Genomic DNA, 18657 nt, shown 5'->3' with positions numbered 1-18657 from the left:
AACCTCGGGCGCGTGCATCCTGACGTATCCGCTGACATCGCCGAACTCGACACCACCCTCAAGACCGTGGAGTCGGTGCTCGACATCGAGGAACTCCGTCGCCGGATCGACGAGCTCGAACACCAGGCTGCCGACCCCGAGCTGTGGAACGACCAGGACCACGCCCAGCAGGTGACCAGCGCGTTGTCGCACGCGCAGACCGAGTTGCGGCGGGTCGAGGCGCTGCGCCAGCGGCTCGACGATCTTCCGGTGCTGTACGAGCTCGCCGAGGCGGAAGAGGGCGAGGCCGCCGCCGAGGCGCTCGCGGAGGCGGACGCCGAGCGCGTCTCCCTGCACACCGACGTCGAGCTGCTCGAGGTGCGGACCCTGCTGTCGGGTGAGTACGACAAGCGTGACGCGCTGGTCAACATCCGGTCCGGCGCCGGCGGGATCGACGCCGCGGACTGGGCCGAGATGCTGATGCGCATGTACATCCGCTGGGCCGAGAAGCACGGATACGGCGTGGAGGTCTACGACACCTCGTACGCCGAGGAGGCCGGCATCAAGAGCGCCACCTTCGCGGTGAAGGCGCCCTACAGTTACGGAACTCTGTCGATCGAGCAGGGCACGCATCGTCTCGTGCGCATCAGCCCCTTCGACAACCAGGGTCGCCGCCAGACGTCCTTCGCCGAGGTCGAGGTGCTGCCGGTCGTCGAGACCACCGATCACATCGAGATCCCCGAGAACGACATCCGTGTCGACGTGTACCGCTCGTCGGGACCGGGTGGTCAGTCCGTCAACACCACCGACTCCGCCGTGCGGCTCACACACATTCCGACCGGCATCGTCGTCACCTGCCAGAACGAGAAGTCGCAGCTGCAGAACAAGGTGTCCGCCATGCGCGTGCTGCAGGCCAAGCTGCTCGAGGTCAAGCGCAAGGAGGAGCGCGCCGAGATGGACGCCCTCAAGGGCGACGGCGGCAGCTCCTGGGGTAACCAGATGCGCTCGTACGTCCTGCACCCGTACCAGATGGTGAAGGATCTGCGGACCGAGTACGAGGTCAACAACCCGTCCTCGGTGCTCGACGGTGACATCGACGGCTTCATCGAGTCGGGCATCCGCTGGCGTATGCGTGCAGAGCAGGAGTAACAGGTGAGCGCCTTCTGGCCACTGCCTCCCGATTTCGTCTTCTGGCTCCAGAACAACTTCCTCGAGATGATCCTGTGGATCCTCGGCGGCATGCTCGCGGCGCGGGCGGTGGGGTGGGCCGGCGGCAAGATCACCGGCCGCATCGACCGGACCTACCAGCAGACCGACGCGCTCGTGCGCACCGAGGCGGCGAAACACCGCCACTCGGTGGCGCAGGTCGTCACCTGGGTGGTCGTGGCACTCATCTACGTGCTGGTCGCCATCCGGGTCCTGCAGCGCCTCGGCTTCCCGATCACCAGCCTCGTGGCTCCGGCGACCGTGCTCGGTGCCGCGCTCGGTTTCGGTGCCCAGCGCATCGTCCAGGACATCCTGTCCGGGTTCTTCATCATCACCGAGCGTCAGTACGGGTACGGCGACGTGGTCCAACTCGCGATCACCGGCACCGCGGGCGACGCGATCGGCACCGTCGAGGACGTGACGCTGCGCGTCACGCGGGTGCGGTCGGCCGAGGGCGAGGTGATCACCGTGCCCAACGGGCAGATCGTCAAGGCGGTCAACCTGTCGAAGGACTGGGCGCGCGCGGTCATCGACGTACCGGTGCCGCCGTCCGCGGACCTGTCCCGCGTCACCGAGCTGTTGAAGTCGGTGGGCGAGGAGGCCTATCGCGACGGTCGGCTCACCGAGTTGCTGCTCGACGAGCCCACCGTCATGGGTGTCGAGAGCATCGAGGTGGACCAGGTCAACCTGCGCCTCGTCGCCCGCACCCTGCCGGGCAAGCAGTTCGAGGTGGGACGCGAGCTCCGGGCGCGCATCGCTCTGACACTGCGCAACGACGGCATCACCGTCTCGCCCGAACTCTCCGCCGACCGTCCCGTGGGAGGCGAACAGTGACCTCGAACGAACCCGAGAGCCCGGCGACCGAGCACCCGGACGCTCCGCGATCGACGTTCCGCCCCGGGTGGATGTCGCGCATACCGGCGCGCATCCTCGGCCGTTTCCGCACGACCACCGTGGTGATGGTGCTCGCCTTCCTGGCAGTACTGGTGCTGTGGAACAACGTGCGCTTCGACCCGACCCTCAACGAGAACTCGCCGGTGTACGTTCCGCCCGCACCGTCGTCGTCCGAGGCGCCGCCCCCGGCGGAGACCTACGCCCCGACGACCAACACGTTCCGGTCGACCACGACGCCCGTGCCGACCACGACCGATCCGGCCTCGCCGCAGGACGGTGTAACGACGACCGCGCCGGCGCCCACGACCACCACCGGCACGACGACACGCGCGCCCGGGTTCCAGCTGCCGACCATCCCCGGTCTGCCGTTGCCGAGCGGAACGAACTGACCCGCGCGTCGCTGTAGCGGCACCGTCGGGACGCGCGGCTACACTGGCGACCCGTGATCAGCGTGGAGAACGTCTCGAAGTCCTACAAGTCCTCGACTCGACCCGCGCTGGACAAGGTGTCGGTGAAGGTGGAGAAGGGCGAGTTCGTCTTCCTCATCGGGCCGTCGGGCTCGGGCAAGTCGACCTTCATGCGCCTGCTCTTGCGCGAGGAGATGCCGACCTCGGGCGACATCACGGTGGCGGACTTCCACGTGAACAAGCTCGCCGGGCGGCGCGTGCCGAAGCTGCGGCAGAGCATGGGATGCGTCTTCCAGGACTTCCGCCTGCTGCAGAACAAGTCGGTGTCGGAGAACGTCGCGTTCGCCCTCGAGGTGATCGGCAAGCCGCGCGGGGTGATCGAGCGGACGGTGCCGGAGGTGCTCGAGCTGGTCGGCCTGTCCGGCAAGGCGGATCGTCTGCCGTCCGAGCTGTCCGGCGGCGAGCAACAGCGAGTCGCCGTGGCCCGCGCCTTCGTGAACCGGCCGCTCGTGCTGCTCGCGGACGAGCCCACCGGCAACCTGGACCCCGACACCAGCCAGGACATCATGTTGCTGCTCGAGCGCATCAACCGCACGGGCACCACCATCCTCATGGCCACTCACGACAACCACATCGTCGACTCGATGCGTCGCCGCGTCGTCGAGCTCGACAACGGCCGGGTGGTCCGCGACGAGGCACGAGGGGTGTACGGCGTGGGTCGTTAGATCCCGCTCTCGGCTCCGTCCCCTCCTCGCGCCTCGGCGCAACGACCTCTCGAAGAAAGTGTGTGAACCGTGCGCGCTAGTTTCCTTCTCGGCGAAGTTCTCACCGGACTGCGCCGCAACATCACGATGACCATCGCGATGGTGCTGACCACCGCCATCTCCCTCGGTCTGTTCGGTGGTGGCCTGCTGGTCGTGCAGATGGCGGGGAAGACGCAGCAGATCTTCCTGGATCGCGTCGAGGTCCAGATCTTCCTGACCGACGACATCTCGACCACCGACCCGGACTGCACCTCGGGCATCTGCGCCGGCCTCCGCACGGACCTCGAATCGACGCCGTCCGTGGTGTCGGTGCAGTACCTCAACCGGGAGGACGCCGTCGCCGACGCCACCGATCGCGTCTTCAAGGATCAGCCGGAGCTGGCGTCCCTGGTGTCACCCGAGAGCTTCCCCGCGTCGTTCAAGGTGAAGCTCAGCGATCCCGAGCGGTTCGGCGTGATCAACGACGAGTTCGGGGCGCGGCCGGGTGTGCAGAGCGTGCTCAACCAACGCGAACTGGTCGACCGGCTGTTCAGCGTCCTCGCGGGCGTCCGCAACGCCGCGTTCGCGGTGGCTGTGGTCCAGGCCGTCGCGGCGGTCCTGCTGATCGCCAACATGGTGCAGATCGCCGCGTTCACCCGTCGGACCGAGGTGGGCATCATGCGCCTGGTCGGCGCCACGCGGTGGTACACGCAGCTGCCCTTCCTGCTCGAGGCCATCGCGGCATCGCTGGTGGGTGCGGTGCTCGCCATCGCCGGACTGTTCACCGCCAAGGCGGCGTTCATCGACTCGGTGCTGGACGACCTGTACCAGGCCAACATCCTGGCTCGGGTGACGACGAGCGACGTCTTGTTGGTCTCGCCGATCCTGCTTCTGGTCGGCGTCGGCATGGCCACGATCACCTCCTACATCACCCTGCGCCTGTACGTCCGGCAGTAGCGCACCCGGCACCCGGAACAAACGGGTGGACGGAGTCCTTATGGTTGTCAGAAGTCACGTCCACCCGCGCCCGAAGGAGTTCCAGCTGTGAAGGAGAAAGGTCGCAAGGCGATTGCGACCAATCGCAAAGCGCGACACAACTACACGATCCTCGACGTCTACGAGGCCGGAGTCGCCCTCGTCGGCACCGAGGTCAAGAGCCTGCGTGACGGGAAGGCGTCGCTGGCCGATGCCTTCGCCACCGTCGACGACGGCGAGGTGTGGCTGCGCGGCCTGCACATTCCCGAGTACATGGCGGGAAGCTGGACCAACCACGCGCCGCGGCGCAACCGCAAGCTCCTGCTGCACAAGCGGGAGATCGAGGTCCTCATCGGCAAGACGCGTGAGGGCAACATGACGCTGGTACCGCTCTCCATGTACTTCAACGAGGGCAAGGTGAAGGTCGAGCTGGCCCTGGCGAAGGGCAAGCAGGACTACGACAAGCGTCAGGACCTGGCTCGCCGAACGGCGGAACGCGAGGTCACCCGTGAACTCGGTCGTCGCATAAAGGGAATGCGCTGACCGCGATCGTCCTCGCGCTGATCGCGGCGCTCGGGTACGGCGTCAGCGACTTCGTCGGAGGAGTCGCGTCCCGACGCGTCGCCGCGCTGCGCGTGGTGATCGTCTCGTACCCGGTCTCGGTACTCGTCGTGGCGGCGGTGATGCCGTTCGTCGGAGGCACTCTCACCGCGTCGTCCGTGGTGTGGGGTGCGTTGTCCGGACTGGCCGGCGGTGTCGCCGTGTGGTGGTTCTACCTGGCACTCGCCGCCGGGCCGATGGCCGTCGTGTCGCCGATCACGGCCGTTCTGGTGGCCGGTGTACCGGTCGGCGTCGGGCTCGTCCTGGGCGAGCGACCCGGCGTCCTGGCATACATCGGCATCGCGTTGGCGCTGGTGGCCGTGCTCATGGTCAGCAAGGAGTCACCCGACGACGCCGCAGGTGACGTGGCCGGCGGACGGACTCTGCGATTCACGCCCCGGGTGGCATGGCTGACCGTCGGTTCCGGTCTGGCATTCGCGTTGACGTTCATCTTTCTCGACCGGGCCGGGGAGGACGACGCGGGTCTGTGGCCGTTGCTGGCAAACCGGGTCACCGCCACCGCCCTCGTGTGGGCGGTCGCCCTCGGCACCGGCATGTTCTCGTTCCCCCGTGGCGGCGTTCTGAAGCTGGCCGCCTGGATCGCTCTTCTGGACGTCGCCGCCAACGCCGCGTTGCTCTATGCCTTCCAGGGTGGGCTGCTGTCCCTCGTCAGCGTGATCGCCTCGCTGTATCCCGCCGCGACCGTGCTGCTGGCCATGGTGATGCTGGGGGAGCGGGTGGCCAAGGTGCAGATCGTCGGCATGGTCATCGCCCTGGGCGCGGTCGGGCTGATCACCGCGGGTGCCTGACCACCTGGCGGTGGTCGCGCTCCGGGTGGGCGCCACACTCGAGGTGCTCCTCTGCTACGAATGGAATGCATGAACACCGAAGCAGGCGCCCGTGTCGTGGTCACCGGAGCGACGGGCTACATCGGCGGTCGACTCGCCCCGCGACTGACGGAGGCCGGCTACCGGGTTCGCGTCCTCGCCCGGTCGCCTCAGAAGCTTCGCGACGTGCCGTGGGCTGCGGACGTCGAGGTGGTGCAGGGCGATCTGAGTGATCGCGAGTCGCTGGACGATGCGTTCCGGGACGTCGACGTCGTCTACTACCTCGTCCACTCCATGGGGGGATCCGACCACTTCGCCGAGGCGGAGCGTCGAAGTGCGGAGAACGTGGCCGAAGCGGCGAAGGCCGCCGGAGTGCAGCGCATCGTGTATCTCGGCGGCCTCCACCCGGTGACCGGCGCGTTGTCCCCGCACCTCGAATCGCGGGCCGAGGTGGGCCGGATCCTCATCGAGTCCGGCGTCTTCACCGTGGTGCTGCAGGCGGGTGTCGTCATCGGCTCCGGATCCGCGTCGTTCGAGATGATTCGGCACCTCACCAATCGACTGCCCGTCATGACGACCCCCAAGTGGGTGCACAACCAGATCCAGCCGATCGCCGTCCGCGACGTGCTGCACTACCTGATCGAGTCGGCGACCGCTCCGTTCGAGACGTCCCGTACCTGGGACATCGGTGGGCCGGACGTCCTGCAGTACGGCGAGATGATGAACGAGTACGCGAGTGTGGCGGGTCTGCGCAAGCGTCGCATGCTGGTGTTGCCGGTGCTGACGCCCCGACTCGCGGGTCACTGGATCGGGTTGGTCACGCCCATCCCACGCGGACTGGCCATGCCCCTCATCGAGTCACTGCAGTACGACGCCATCGCCCACGAACAGGACATCGACACGGTCGTCCCACCGCCGGAGGGTGGATTGACCACCTTCGCCGATTCCGTGCACCTCGCGCTGCGGCGCATCGAGGACGGGGAGGTGGAGACCACGTGGTCCAACGCGACCGATGCCGGCGCCCCATCGGATCCGCTGCCGTCGGACCCGGACTGGGCCGGCGAGGTGGTGTACGTCGACGAACGCGCGCAGGACTGCAACGCGCCACCGGAACTGCTGTGGGACGTCGTCGAGGGTATCGGTGGTGAGAACGGGTGGTACTCGTTCCCCGCTGCCTGGGTCATCCGCGGCTGGATGGACAAGATCGTCGGGGGCGTGGGACTCAAGCGCGGCCGTCGGGATCCGCGTCGGTTGGTCAACGGCGAGGCGCTCGACTGGTGGCGCGTCGAGGAGATCGAGCGCGGGTCGCTGCTGCGTCTGCGCGCCGAGATGAAGGCGCCGGGCGGTGCCTGGCTGGAACTGCGCGTCCTTCCGCGCGACGGCGGGACCCGCTCCCGCTACGAGCAGCGCGCGATCTTCTTCCCGCGGGGGCTGGGCGGACGGCTGTACTGGTTCGCCATCATGCCGTTCCACGGTGTGATCTTCCGCGGCATGCTCGAGAACATCACGGGCAAGGCCGAACGCGCGGCCGACACCGGTGACAAACGGGATGAAACCCGCGTCGGATGACGTTAGACTGATGTGTCCACCGGGAAGACCGGTGGGACGAGACTTCGCCACAGCGGAGGAAAGGGGCTGAACGGTTTCGACTGTGTGCGTCTAGTCAGGGGAAGCGTGCCGGTGCAGGCGAGAGACCACCGCAAGCGTCATCGCAAAAATATAAGCGCCGATTCCAATCAGCGCGACTACGCACTCGCTGCCTAAGTAGCGACTGCGTGTCTGTCAGTCCGATCTTGCCCTCGGGTCGGGTACTGGCATCAGCTAGAGGGCTCACCTGGTCACTCGGTCACGGAGTGATGTGGGACATCAAACAGTGGCTGGGATCGTCATCCAGGCTTGTCTGCGAGATCTGGAGATCCGAGTAGAGACTTAGCAGACTGCGCACGGAGAAGCCCTGGCAAACCGACACAGGACCCGGGTTCGATTCCCGGCAGCTCCACCGAACGGCCGGACACCATCAGGTGTCCGGCCGTCGTCGTGTCACCCCCCTGACGTCCGGCAGTGAGGGCGCGACGTTCGCCACTGCCAGGCATCCAGCGGCCGGAGCGCCCCGAATCAAGAACCATGAGTGTTGACGACGTCGCGGCCCCGACTCTGCACGGGCTCCGGTCCGGGCCCGCAGACTCCGCGGTGCTGGTTCTGCACGGCGGCAAAGTGACCAGCCACGACCGTGCCCGTCCGTGGCAGCTGTCGGCCCTGCGCATGGTCCCCTTCACTCGCATGCTCCGGCGCGCGACGGGGCCATCGGTCGCGGTGACCCAGTTGCAGTACCGGTATCGCGGCTGGAACGGCGCCGACCGCAGTCCCGTCGCGGACGCGTGGTGGGCGTGCGAGCAGATCCGCGACACGTACGGACCGGGAACTCCCATCACCGTGCTCGGTCACTCCATGGGCGGTCGCACGGCAGCAGCGATCGCGGGGCACCCCGACGTGGTGGCTCTCGTCGCGCTGGCGCCGTGGTGGCCCGATGGCAGGGAGACCGACACCCTGCGCGCCGATCAGCGCCTGTTGGTCCTGCACGGCACCGTCGACCGGTGGACCGACCCCGTCGCGTCCCGCGCCGCGACCGAACGCGCCGCCGCGCGCGGTGTCGACGCCTTGTTCGTTCCGATGGCGGGAGCGGGTCACTTCATGCTTCGATCACCGCGGACATGGTCGCGGCGGGTACGGGAGTTCGTCGACCACTTTCAGCGTGAGTAGCGAAAGGCATTACCGTCCTTGCTTGATCGATAAATTACAGAATTTTCCAGGTTTCGGTGACTGCGAGTTCCGCTAGTGCTTTAGCGCGCTTAACGACATCATTGGCGTTTGGCTCAAATCCCGCCGCCTTACGTGTCCAAGATTCTAACGTCGCGTCCTTGGGAACAGCCGATCTTTTCAGGACACTTTTCTTCTTGCGAAACGCCTCGTCTCCTAGGCTTGAGTTAGCCTGTTCGCTTAGGAGCGTTAAATTACCGATGGAGTACAGCGGATCCTCGAACGATGAAGTCGCCGTACTTTGCGGCGCGATGTGCTCAATTGTCCAGTTTGATGCGTGCTGCGCGGGAGGAAGTTGGCCCATTCTTTGCGCGATTGTGACTAGGATGTACCGAATTAAATCCGTTGAACCACTATTACGCTGAGCATTGGTCAATTTAAGCTTTGGTGCGTACGCCAAACCGCTGAATGCATCAACCACCGTATTTCGACTTGGTAAGCTACCCCTTAGCCGCGCAACGAAGTCGTCGATTGCGGCGGTTACTTCCACTTTGGTCGAGGCTTTCTCTAGAGAGACGGAAAACCGGTTGTAACGTCCGCGCGTCCCTCCTGTTGAACCACTATTGGCCATTGCATTGAACTGAAAATGGAAACTCTCGATAGCTCGAATAGTACGCTTTACTTGTCGCTCTGTAATCAAGTTTGTATTATCGAATTTTCTTACTAGGGCGATTATCGCAGAGTTAGCAACAGTTACCTTGAAGATATTCAGGCCATTGATTGCGTCTTGCACCTCCGGTATCGACAATGCGTTGCGTACCCTGGACATCTTCGGCGGAAACTGCTTGTAATCGGCTTCCAGGTTGGTGTAAACGCGGGAGTCAAATTCCAGTTCCGCAAGATATTCTGCGTGTGTCAACTGAGTGTTGTTAACCAAGACTTTAAGTTGTTTGTACAACTCAGGCTCCTTGACTGCGTCTCTACGCGAGTTCCAGGATTGCCAGATAAATCTGTTCATGGCGTCGGAATTGATGCCTTTGGCGGTGACATCGTCTACTACGGTCAGCCACCGCTTAGTGACCGCGACTCGGTCAGTGGGATCTTCAGATATCCCACGTACGAGCATGTTTTTGACTAGGTCTGATAGAAGTAGATCGGCTCCTCGGGTATTCAAGGTTTCGAAGATTAGGAAGGCATCTTCTTCAGAGCTTAGTTCTACCTGAATCACCCGCGCTTGCAGAATGTTGTTTCTGAGCGCTTTGAGTTTTTCCACTTTTGTATCAGTCGCGTCGTCTTCGATCAGTTGGTGTTGAATTCTCTCCTCGAAAAAGCTGCGTGCAGCGCCGACCAAGAATCCATTGCTGCCCCAATCGACGCCGGATGGTATTGATCCCGGTTTTTGTATGACTTCCCAGAACTTCTCTTCGGTGTGGGAAAGCACGGCGTATTCTTTTGAGTCGTCGTCCTTTGCTACCAAATAGTTTTGTGTGGTGGAGACTTGCTCCCTGACCGCTTGCTTGTGCTCCGCACCTTCTGTCAAATCAAGACCCTTCTCGATTTGGCTAAAAAAGTCGCGGATTACTGACAGCGCGATTGCGCTTGTAGTAATGCGTTGTTGCCCATCTATAAGTGAGAACGTGTTCCGAAATAGTTCACGCTTCGCGCTCACCCAGGTCACGGTCGTGCCGAAGAAAAAGTCGCTACCCCCGAGCGCAACATCATTCCAGTAGTCTTCTAATTGATCGTTTCCCCAGCTGTATGGTCTTTGAAAGTTCGGTATTTCATATAGGCACTCAAGGAAGCATGAGCGAATATTCCGGGTTTTCGACGAGATTTCCATTCAAACTCCGCGGTTGTTGAAGTATCTGCGATGCTGTCAGTCAATAGTGTACGCACACCTTCAAGACTTCGACTCCTCTGTCCGTAAAGTCCCGAGCCGGCGTGGTTGGAGCCTTATATCTTGTGGGCCCCAAATTAATGTTGCTGTCGAGCCGGTGGATTTGGTCAAACGCCCGACGAATCTACAAACTCGAAAGACCATTCGGGCTCAGCCTTCCCGACGAAAGGGCGGATATCGGCGGTCCCGAGGATCCATACAAGTCTTAGCGTGGTGGACCGACCCCGTCGCGTCCCGCGCCGCGACCGAACGCGCCGCCGCGCGCGGTGTCGACGCTTTGTTCGTTCCGATGGCGGGAGCGGGTCACTTCATGCTTCGATCACCGCGGACATGGTCGCGGCGGGTACGGGAGTTCGTCGTCGACCAATCGCGCGAGGTGTCGTCTACGAAACCCGAGTGACACTGCGAGCGGTCCGACGCACAGCGGCCGGCCGATCGCATCACGTAGGGAGAAGACACATGGCTCACGATGCTCACACCGACCGGCGCATCGCCGTGGTCGGCGCCGGCGTCGCCGGCCTCACGGCAGCGTACGTGCTGTCGAAGACTGCTCGCGTCACGCTGTACGAGGCCGACGGCCGTCTCGGCGGTCACGCGGACACCCACGTCGTGTCCACCCCGCAGGGTGATCTGCCCGTGGACACGGGCTTCATCGTCCACAACGACCGGACATACCCGACACTGCAGCGACTGTTTCGCGAATTGGACATTCCGACACAGGAATCGGACATGAGCATGTCGATCCGCTGCGACGGATGCGGGCTCGAGTACTCGGGTGGGCAGGGCCTCTCCGGGCTGATCCCCGGCCCCGGCAGCGTGGTCCGCGGTCGCTACCTGCGGATGCTGCTCGAGGTCACCCGCTTTCACCGTGTCGCCCGTGCGCTGCTCGCGTCCGGCGACGACGATGCGACGGTCGCCGATGTGCTTGCCCGGCACGAGTTCTCGCAGTACTTCGAATCGCACTTCATGACGCCCCTCGTGTCCGCCGTGTGGTCGTGCGAGCCGTCTCGGGCCCTCGACTACCCGGCCCGGTACCTCTTCTCGTTCCTCGAGCATCACGGGATGCTCGGCGTCGGAGGTTCGCCGACCTGGCGCACCGTGACCGGTGGATCCGCCCGCTACGTCGAGCGTGTCGCCGAGACGATCGCCGACATCCGTTCGGGCACACCGGTGGCCGCCATCCGTCGGGGCGACCGGTCGGTCGAGATCGAGGACGCCTCCGGGCACACGGAGACGGTCGATGCCGTCGTCGTCGCGACGCATCCCCAGCAGGCGCTGAAGATGCTCGCCGAGCCCACCTCGACGGAGCACCTCGTTCTCGGTGCCATGCCGTACTCGCCCAACGTTGCTCGGCTCCACACCGACGAGAGCGTGCTCCCGCGTCTGCGGCGTGCCCGCGCCTCGTGGAACTACCGCATGCCGGCGTGCGATGCGGCGCCGGGCGGAGTGGTGGTCACCTATGACATGTCACGGCTGCAGCGGCTGCCCGACACCGGCTCCCGGTACCTCGTGACGTTGGGCGACGAGGACGATCCCACGGCCGAGGGTGCCGCACTCGACCCGTCCGCCGTGCTCGAGACGATGCGGTACGAGCATCCCCTCTACACGTCCGAGTCGGTCGCCGCGCAGGCGCGACTCGGGGAGCTCGACACCGACCTGGTCGCCTTCGCGGGCGCCTACCACGGGTGGGGCTTCCACGAGGACGGTGCGGCCTCGGGCCTGCGCGCGGCGGAACGTCTGGGCGGGGTCTGGGCATGACCGCCGTCGACACCCGCGCCGCTGCCGGTACTCGCACCGCCATGATCTACGAGACCTCCATCAGGCACGTGCGGCGCGAGCCGATCGAGAACGAGTTCACGTATCGCAGCTACTCGTGGTTCGTCGACATCGACGCACTCCCGTCGCTGCCCGGTCCGCTCGCGCCGTTCGCGAAGATCGACGCCGCCGACCATGTGGGCGATCCGTCGGCGACGCTGCGGGCCAACCTCGACGACTTCCTCCGGGCACACGGCCGGGTACCCGTCGCGGGGCGGATCACGATGCTGACCAACGCTCGTGTTCTCGGGTACGTCTTCAACCCCCTGACGGTCTACTGGCTGCACGATGGCACCGGCCGCGTCGAGCACGTGGTCGCCGAGGTGCACAACACCTACGGCGAACGTCACCGCTACCTGCTGGACACGGACGCGCGCGGGGCGGCGCGCACACCCAAGGAGTTTTACGTCTCGCCGTTCAACGACGTCAGCGGGGAGTACGCGATGCGGCTCCCGGAGCCCGACGGCTCCCTCGCCCTGTCGATCACGCTGCTCCGGGACGGGCACCCCCCGTTCGTCGCGGTCATGTCCGGCACCGGACGCCCCGCGACGACGGGCCGCGTCCTGGGCGTTCTCGCACGAGCCCCCCTCGCCCCGCACGTGGTCACCGCGCGCATCCGGCGTCAGGGAATCGGGTTGTGGGCGCGTGGGCTCCGCACGGTTACGCGTCCGCCGGTGCGCGGCGACGTACCCGCCGTGGTGGACCGGCACGGTCCGCTCTCCACTCCGCTCGGCTCGGCAGTACCCCCTCGATCAGAAGGCACCAGGATGACTCAGTACGCCGTGGCATCGACCGTCGACGCCGAACGTTGGCCCTCCATCGCGACGGCGCCGGTCACCGTCAAGGCGCGCCTCGCCGCGCCCGTCGCCGACGCTCTCTTCCGCAGGGCGGCAGAACATCTCGCGATCCGGGTCGAGATGCCGAACGGCGTCGTCATCGGAGGTGGCGCGAACGATCCCACCGCCCCGGTGATGACGATCCACCGCCCACGCGACTTCGCGGCGCGCGTGGGGGAGAGTGGGCTCATCGGATTCGGTGAGGCCTACATGGCCGGCGACTGGGACGCGCCCGACCTCACGGCGGCACTCGGTGTCTTCGCCGAACGCATGGCGACCCTCATCCCGAAGTGGTTGCAACGCCTGCGCGGCCTGTACATCCCCAAGCAGCCGGTCTCCGAGACCAACACCACGAGCAACACGCGCTCGAACATCTCGCGCCACTACGACCTGTCGAACGAGATGTTCGAACTGTTCCTGGACGAGACCATGACCTACTCGAGCGCGCTGTTCCCGTCGCTGACCCCGCAGCCCGGATGGGACGACGTCGCCGCCGCGCAGCGGTCCAAGATCGATCGACTGCTCGATCGCGCCGGGGTGACCGCGGGAACACGCGTCTTGGAGGTCGGCACGGGCTGGGGCGAACTCGCCATCCGCGCCGCCGAACGCGGTGCCACGGTGCGGTCGGTGACCCTGTCCACCGAGCAACTGGAACTCGCGTGCAAGCGCATCGACGCCGCCGGCCACGCCGACCGGGTCCAGGTCGATCTCCTGGACTACCGACTGGTCGACGGCGAGTACGACGCGATCGTGTCCGTCGAGATGATCGAGGCCGTGGGACACCAGTACTGGGGCGAGTACTTCCGCACCATCGACTCGTTGCTCGCCCCCGGAGGCAAGGTGGCGATCCAGGCCATCACCATGCCGCACGAGCGCATGCTGGCCACGCGCAACACGTACACGTGGGTACACAAGTACATCTTCCCCGGCGGGTTCCTCCCGTCGATCCGCGCGATCGAGAGCATCACCGAGAAGGAGACGACGCTGCGCGTGCGTGAGCGTCTGTCCATCGGCGATCACTACGCCCGCACCCTGCGCCTGTGGGACGAGCGCTTCCACGCGCACGCCGAGGAGGCCCGGATGCTGGGCTTCGACGACGTGTTCGCCCGCATGTGGCACTTCTACCTCTGCTATTCCGAGGCCGGTTTCGGCTCCGGCTACATCGATGTCCAGCAGATCCTGCTCGAACGAAGGAGCGACCGATGACCGGCACCCCCACCGTGGCCGCACGGCTCGAAGACCTGATCGCCCCCTTCGTCGGCGGCGCGCTGCCGGTGCACCTGACTGCGTGGGACGGCTCGACCGCCGGCCCCACCGACGCGCCGAAGGTGACGCTGTACAGCCCGAACGTCCTGCGACGGTTGCTGTGGAGCCCGGGGGAACTGGGTGCTGCTCAGGCGTACGTCACCGGTGAACTCGACGTGGAAGGTGACCTCGACGAGGCGCTGACGCACGTGTGGGACGTGGTGCGCACCCGTCGGCTGACGGCCGTGCGGCCCAGCCCGAAGGCGATCGTCGAGCTCGTCCGCACCGCGGCGTCGCTCGGTGTCGTCGGGGTGAAGCAGGCCCGCCCTCTTCCCGCCCCCGCCTCGCAGGCGGTCATCAAGGGTCGGCTGCACTCGCTGGTGCGCGATCGCGCGGCGATCAGCCACCACTACGACCTGTCGAACGAGTTCTACGAGATGGTGCTCGACCCGCAGATGGCGTACTCGAGCGGCTACTGGACGTCGGACTCGCCCGACTACGGCCTCAAGGACGCGCAGCGCGACAAGCTCGACCTCGTGTGCCGCAAGATCGGCCTCGGCCGCCCCGGAATGCGGTTCCTCGACGTCGGGTGCGGATGGGGGTCGCTGAGCCTGCACGCGGCGGAACACTTCGACGCGCAGGTCGTCGGCGTCACCATCTCCCGCGAGCAGAAGGCCTTCATCGACAAGCGCATCGCGGACCGCGGCCTGCAGGACCGGGTGGAGATTCGCATCCAGGACTACCGCGAGGTGCCCGACGGCCCCTTCGACGCCGTCGCGTCCATCGAGATGGGCGAGCACGTCGGCGAGAAGAACTATCCGATCTACGCGAAGGCGCTGCACGACAACGTGGTGCCCGGCGGCCGGGTGCTGGTGCAGCAGATGTCGCGCAAGGCGGGGGACAACCCGGGCGGCGGTGCCTTCATCGAGTCGTTCATCGCCCCCGACATGTACATGCGGCCCGTGGGTGCGACGGTCGCCATGATCGAGGAGTCGGGTCTCGAGGTCCGCGACGTGCACGCCCTGCGCGAGCATTACGTCCGCACCGTCGACGCCTGGTACGCGACCTTCGAGAGCCGCTGGGACGATCTGGTCGCACTCGTCGGAGACGAGGTGGCGCGGGTGTGGCGCCTGTACCTCGTGGGCGGCGGAATGGCGTTCCGCGACGGCCGGATGGGTGTCGACCAGATCCTGTCCGTCCGCCCGGACGACCGCGGCGTGTCCTCGATGCCGCTGGTCCGGACACACGGATGACGGACTTCTCCTGGTCCGATCTGGCCGTCGTGTCGGCGGTCTCCCTGCTGGCGGTGGTCGTTGTCCTCACCGTCACCGCGGTCGTCGGCTTCCGCATCGGTCGGCACAACGTGGTCGACGTGAGCTGGGGAGCAGGCTTCGTCGCGGTGGCGATCGCCGCAGCACTGGCCGGGTCCGGCGACGGGTGGCGGCGAGTGCTGATGCTGGTGCTCGTCGGAGCCTGGGGCACCCGTCTCGCGGTCTCGATGTTCCGCCGCTCGCGGGGCAAGGGCGAGGACCCGCGGTACGAGAAGATGCTGTCGAACGCGTCGGGCAGCCCCGCTGTGTACGCGATCCGCAAGATCTATCTCACGCAGGGTGTCGCGCTGTGGTTCGTGTCGCTGCCGGTGCAGGTCGCCGCCGTGTCCGACGGATCGTTCGGCGTCGTCACTGCGGTGGGCGTCGCTCTGTGGGTCCTGGGCATCGTCTTCGAGACGGTGGGGGATCGTCAGATGGACGCCTTCAAGGCGGACGCGTCCCGCAAGGGCACCATCATGGACCGGGGCTTGTGGCGGTACACGCGCCACCCCAACTACTTCGGTGACGCCTGTGTCTGGTGGGGCATCTTCCTTGTCTCCGCGGCGCACTGGCCCGGTGTGCTGACCGTGCTCTCGCCGGTCGCCATGACGTACTTCCTCGTGTTCGCTACGGGTGCGCGGCTGCTCGAGCAGCACATGGCGGAGCGGCCCGGATATCGCGAGTACCAGCAGCGCACCAGCTACTTCGTTCCGCTCCCGCCCCGCAAGGCCTGAGCGGGCCCGACTTCCGGTCACGCACGCAGCCCCGAGGAGGGGTGGTCTGCGCGCGTGACCGGTTCACCTCGAGATCAGGTCACCGTCGGACGAGGAGCGCGACCGGGAGCGCGGAGAGCAGTGAGGACACGGTGACCGTTCCGCTGAACGACCCACCATTCACGAGGTCGGTCCACTCACCGTCCGGCAACGCCAGCGAGGTGTCACCCCATCCTGCCTCGCCGAGGCGCATCGACCACCGCGTGGCGACGGCGACGACGTCGGCATCACCGTCGGCAGGTCCACGACCGAACGCCACGACGTGGTCGGCGGCGGCGCCGGTCGCGAACACCGGAACGTAGGACCCGCCCACGAAGCTGTCCGGACGGTCGCGACGCAGCCGTGCGGCACACCGGGTCACGTGGAACTTGGCGGCGCCGCTCGCGTCGAGCGCCGGCGTCCCGTCGATGTCCAGCAGAGCCTTGCGGGCGTCGTAGTCCACGTCCCGGCGGTTGTCGGGGTCGACGAGAGAGTCCTCCCACAGCTCCGTGCCCTGGTAGATGTCCGGGATGCCGGGACCCGCCAGGTGGAGGAGCTTCTGTCCGAGCGAATCGCTCCACGCGTGCGGAGCGATCTGCTGGACGAACGTCGTGAGCGAGGGACCCACCGCTCCGTCGACGATGCCGTCGATCCACGTGTGGACGGCAGTCTCGAAGTCCTCGTCCACGTCGTTCCAGCCGGTGTACGAGCCCGCCTCGCGGATGGCCTTCTCGGCGTAGGCGTGCAGTCGCTCGCGGTACTCGTCCGTGACCACGCCGTCGGTCGGCCAGGTGCCGACGATGTTCTGCCACAGGAAGAGTCCGGTGGACCCGTTGGGCGACGGAGCCTGCTCCTCCCAGTCGCTCAGGCATGCGCGCCACAGGTCGGGCACCTGGGACAGCACGCCGATGCGCGCCCGAACGTCCTCGCCGCGCTTGGTGTCGTGTGTCGAGAGGGTCGTCATCGCGGCAGGCCACAGCCGGGCCCGCTCGGACAGGCGGAGGTGGAACTCCGGCACCGACCGACCGAAGCGGGACGGGTCACCGCCGACCTCCTGGAGCGAGACCAGCCGCGACGTGCGGTAGAACATGCAGTCCTCGACGCTCTTCGCCATCACGGCGCCCGCGACCTGCTGCAGACGTCCCGACGCCTCGCCGCGTGCGGCCACGGCGGCCGCGACGACATCGAGGGCGGGAACCAGTTCGGGGCGATCCGCGGCGACGTCGCCGAGCAGGCGGGGCAGCATGCCGGCCAGCGGCGCGTAGTCGGAGCGGTACACCGGCATGCGGGCGACGATCTCGGTCACGGCCTCGCGGGCGAGGTCGGCGTCGAACGACGTTCCGGTGTCGCGGGCGATCGCCGCTACCAGGCGCCGCACCTCGGGAGCGAGCTGTGTGCTCGCCGTGTCGGCCTTGATGGTCCGCTCGGCCTCGTGCACCCAGTGTGCGTCCCCCGCGTGGCCGGTGACGTCCGACGACAGTCGCGTCAGCGGCTCCTCGCCCGACGGGTCGAGGAACACCCCACCGAGATCGGCGAGAGCGTCGTACCCGGTGGTTCCGTCGACGGGAAGGGTGACGTCGAGCGGCTCCTCGGCGGTGAGGATCTTCTCGACGACGAGCCACGAGTCGGGTCCGACGACGCCCCGCAAGCGAGCGAGATACTCGGCCGGTGCGGTGAGCCCGTCCGGATGGTCGACGCGCACACCGTCGACGAGACCGTCGCGGAACCAGCTGCCGACCTCGGCGTGCGTCGCGGCGAAGACCGCGGGGTCCTCCTGACGGAGACCGGCCAGGTCGCTGACGGAGAAGAACCGGCGGTACCCGATGCGCCCGGAGCGCCATCCGACCAGTTCGTAGGACTGCTTGTCGTGCAGTGCTTTCGCGTCGTCCCCGCCGTCGTCGGTCGCAGGGTCCACCGGGAAGCGGTTCTCGTAGTAGGCCAGCGTGGCCTCGTCTCCCGACCGGTCGACCGAGAGTTCGTTCACGTCGGCATCGTCGCCCAGCACGGGGAGCGCGATGCGCTCCGCACCGGCCCAGTCGATGTCGAACCACGAGGCGTACTGCGATGCGCGTCCGTGTCTCAGCACGTCCCACCAGAACGGGTTCTCCCGCGCCGTGGCCACACCGAGGTGGTTGGGCACGATGTCGACCACGACGCCCAGGCCGTGGGACCGGCACTCGGCGACGAGGTCCTCGAGAGCGGCTCGACCACCGAGTGCCTCGGAGACGGTGCGCGGATCGGTGACGTCGTACCCGTGGGTGGAGCCCTCGGCCGCCGTCAGGATCGGCGACAGATAGACGTGGGAGACACCGAGTTCGGCGAGATAGGGAACCAGCGACGCGGCATCGCGGAGAGTGAAGCGATCACCCCGTAGCTGGAATCGATAGGTCGAGGTGATCGCGTGGCTCATGTCG

Annotated in this window: 15 protein-coding genes, 1 other RNA gene and 1 pseudogene; 15 read left to right on the top strand and 2 right to left on the bottom strand. The window is 66.3% G+C overall.

What is annotated here, in order from left to right; all coding sequences use genetic code 11:
• The first annotated feature begins 12 nt into the window (after positions 1-12).
• The 10 genes from prfB to QE449_RS13160 all read left to right on the top strand — a co-directional run bounded on the left by prfB (position 13) and on the right by QE449_RS13160 (position 8391).
• Complete coding sequence (gene prfB / locus QE449_RS13205) at positions 13-1128, top strand: peptide chain release factor 2 (RefSeq protein WP_027506816.1); 1116 nt, start codon at positions 13-15, stop codon at positions 1126-1128.
• Positions 1129-1194: 66 nt separating this feature from the next.
• Positions 1195-2019 (top strand): mechanosensitive ion channel family protein, encoded by an 825-nt coding sequence (locus tag QE449_RS13200; RefSeq protein WP_081821432.1) that lies wholly within the window; start codon positions 1195-1197, stop codon positions 2017-2019.
• Positions 2016-2468: a hypothetical protein gene (locus QE449_RS13195; protein WP_027506814.1), complete on the top strand. Its 453-nt coding sequence runs from the start codon at positions 2016-2018 to the stop codon at positions 2466-2468. The genes QE449_RS13200 and QE449_RS13195 overlap by 4 nt, the downstream gene beginning before the upstream one ends.
• Positions 2469-2521: 53 nt before the next feature.
• Positions 2522-3211 (top strand): cell division ATP-binding protein FtsE, encoded by a 690-nt coding sequence (gene ftsE, locus QE449_RS13190; RefSeq protein WP_027506813.1) that lies wholly within the window; start codon positions 2522-2524, stop codon positions 3209-3211.
• A 69-nt stretch (positions 3212-3280) separates the two neighbouring features.
• Positions 3281-4186: a permease-like cell division protein FtsX gene (ftsX, locus tag QE449_RS13185; RefSeq protein WP_027506812.1), complete on the top strand. Its 906-nt coding sequence runs from the start codon at positions 3281-3283 to the stop codon at positions 4184-4186.
• A gap of 87 nt (positions 4187-4273) precedes the next feature.
• Complete coding sequence (smpB, locus tag QE449_RS13180) at positions 4274-4747, top strand: SsrA-binding protein SmpB (protein WP_027506811.1); 474 nt, start codon at positions 4274-4276, stop codon at positions 4745-4747.
• Positions 4744-5613, top strand: a complete 870-nt coding sequence (locus QE449_RS13175; protein ID WP_155957108.1) for a DMT family transporter — start codon at positions 4744-4746, stop codon at positions 5611-5613. The genes smpB and QE449_RS13175 overlap by 4 nt, the downstream gene beginning before the upstream one ends.
• Before the next feature lie 69 nt (positions 5614-5682).
• A complete protein-coding gene (locus QE449_RS13170; protein ID WP_051613594.1) occupies positions 5683-7200 on the top strand; it encodes an SDR family oxidoreductase in 1518 nt (505 codons plus the stop codon).
• Positions 7201-7262: 62 nt separating this feature from the next.
• Positions 7263-7633, top strand: a transfer-messenger RNA (tmRNA) gene (gene ssrA / locus QE449_RS13165).
• Positions 7634-7755: 122 nt separating this feature from the next.
• Positions 7756-8391: a S9 family peptidase gene (locus QE449_RS13160; protein WP_307108933.1), complete on the top strand. Its 636-nt coding sequence runs from the start codon at positions 7756-7758 to the stop codon at positions 8389-8391.
• A 34-nt stretch (positions 8392-8425) separates the two neighbouring features.
• On the opposite strand, the gene QE449_RS13155 is transcribed toward QE449_RS13160, so the two are convergent.
• The gene (locus QE449_RS13155) at positions 8426-10228 is read right to left on the bottom strand and encodes a DUF262 domain-containing protein (RefSeq protein WP_307108932.1); all 1803 of its coding nucleotides are present in this window, start codon (positions 10226-10228) and stop codon (positions 8426-8428) included.
• Positions 10229-10744: 516 nt separating this feature from the next.
• Here QE449_RS13155 and QE449_RS13150 point away from each other — a divergent pair.
• The 5 genes and pseudogenes from QE449_RS13150 (at position 10745) to QE449_RS13130 (ending at position 16225) form a co-directional block, all read left to right on the top strand.
• Positions 10745-12043 carry an NAD(P)/FAD-dependent oxidoreductase gene (locus QE449_RS13150; protein ID WP_222647052.1) on the top strand — a complete coding sequence of 433 codons (1299 nt, stop codon included), beginning with the start codon at positions 10745-10747 and terminating at the stop codon, positions 12041-12043.
• Positions 12040-12759 (top strand): annotated as a pseudogene (locus QE449_RS13145) (DUF1365 domain-containing protein); the annotation flags it as partial. The gene QE449_RS13150 and the pseudogene QE449_RS13145, both read left to right, overlap by 4 nt.
• A 108-nt stretch (positions 12760-12867) precedes the next feature.
• Entirely contained in the window at positions 12868-14142 is a 1275-nt protein-coding gene (locus tag QE449_RS13140) for a cyclopropane-fatty-acyl-phospholipid synthase family protein (protein WP_307109722.1), read from the top strand.
• Positions 14139-15434 (top strand): cyclopropane-fatty-acyl-phospholipid synthase family protein, encoded by a 1296-nt coding sequence (locus tag QE449_RS13135; protein ID WP_307108931.1) that lies wholly within the window; start codon positions 14139-14141, stop codon positions 15432-15434. The genes QE449_RS13140 and QE449_RS13135 overlap by 4 nt, the downstream gene beginning before the upstream one ends.
• Positions 15431-16225, top strand: a complete 795-nt coding sequence (locus QE449_RS13130) for a DUF1295 domain-containing protein (RefSeq protein ID WP_222638644.1) — start codon at positions 15431-15433, stop codon at positions 16223-16225. Before QE449_RS13135 ends, QE449_RS13130 begins: the two co-directional genes overlap by 4 nt.
• A gap of 79 nt (positions 16226-16304) precedes the next feature.
• On the opposite strand, the gene treY is transcribed toward QE449_RS13130, so the two are convergent.
• The gene (gene treY / locus QE449_RS13125) at positions 16305-18653 is read right to left on the bottom strand and encodes a malto-oligosyltrehalose synthase (RefSeq protein WP_307108930.1); all 2349 of its coding nucleotides are present in this window, start codon (positions 18651-18653) and stop codon (positions 16305-16307) included.
• Between the last annotated feature and the right edge of the window lie 4 nt (positions 18654-18657).

It is taken from the genome of Rhodococcus sp. SORGH_AS_0303 (assembly GCF_030819335.1).
Taxonomy (GTDB): Bacteria; Actinomycetota; Actinomycetes; order Mycobacteriales; family Mycobacteriaceae; genus Rhodococcoides.
The sequence above is the reverse complement of the archived record's forward strand: the minus strand, read 5'-3'. Positions and strand labels throughout refer to the sequence as shown.

Bases quoted from the DNA above. Each gene is read 5' to 3' on its own strand.
- QE449_RS13200 (WP_081821432.1), top strand. From the start codon at position 1,195: ATGATCCTGTGGATCCTCGGCGGCATGCTCGCGGCGCGGGCGGTGGGG.
- treY (WP_307108930.1), bottom strand. From the start codon at position 18,653: ATGAGCCACGCGATCACCTCGACCTATCGATTCCAGCTACGGGGTGAT.
- QE449_RS13160 (WP_307108933.1), top strand. From the start codon at position 7,756: ATGAGTGTTGACGACGTCGCGGCCCCGACTCTGCACGGGCTCCGGTCC.
- QE449_RS13140 (WP_307109722.1), top strand. From the start codon at position 12,868: ATGACTCAGTACGCCGTGGCATCGACCGTCGACGCCGAACGTTGGCCC.
- QE449_RS13170 (WP_051613594.1), top strand. From the start codon at position 5,683: ATGAACACCGAAGCAGGCGCCCGTGTCGTGGTCACCGGAGCGACGGGC.
- QE449_RS13155 (WP_307108932.1), bottom strand. From the start codon at position 10,228: ATGGAAATCTCGTCGAAAACCCGGAATATTCGCTCATGCTTCCTTGAG.
- QE449_RS13150 (WP_222647052.1), top strand. From the start codon at position 10,745: ATGGCTCACGATGCTCACACCGACCGGCGCATCGCCGTGGTCGGCGCC.
- QE449_RS13130 (WP_222638644.1), top strand. From the start codon at position 15,431: ATGACGGACTTCTCCTGGTCCGATCTGGCCGTCGTGTCGGCGGTCTCC.
- QE449_RS13135 (WP_307108931.1), top strand. From the start codon at position 14,139: ATGACCGGCACCCCCACCGTGGCCGCACGGCTCGAAGACCTGATCGCC.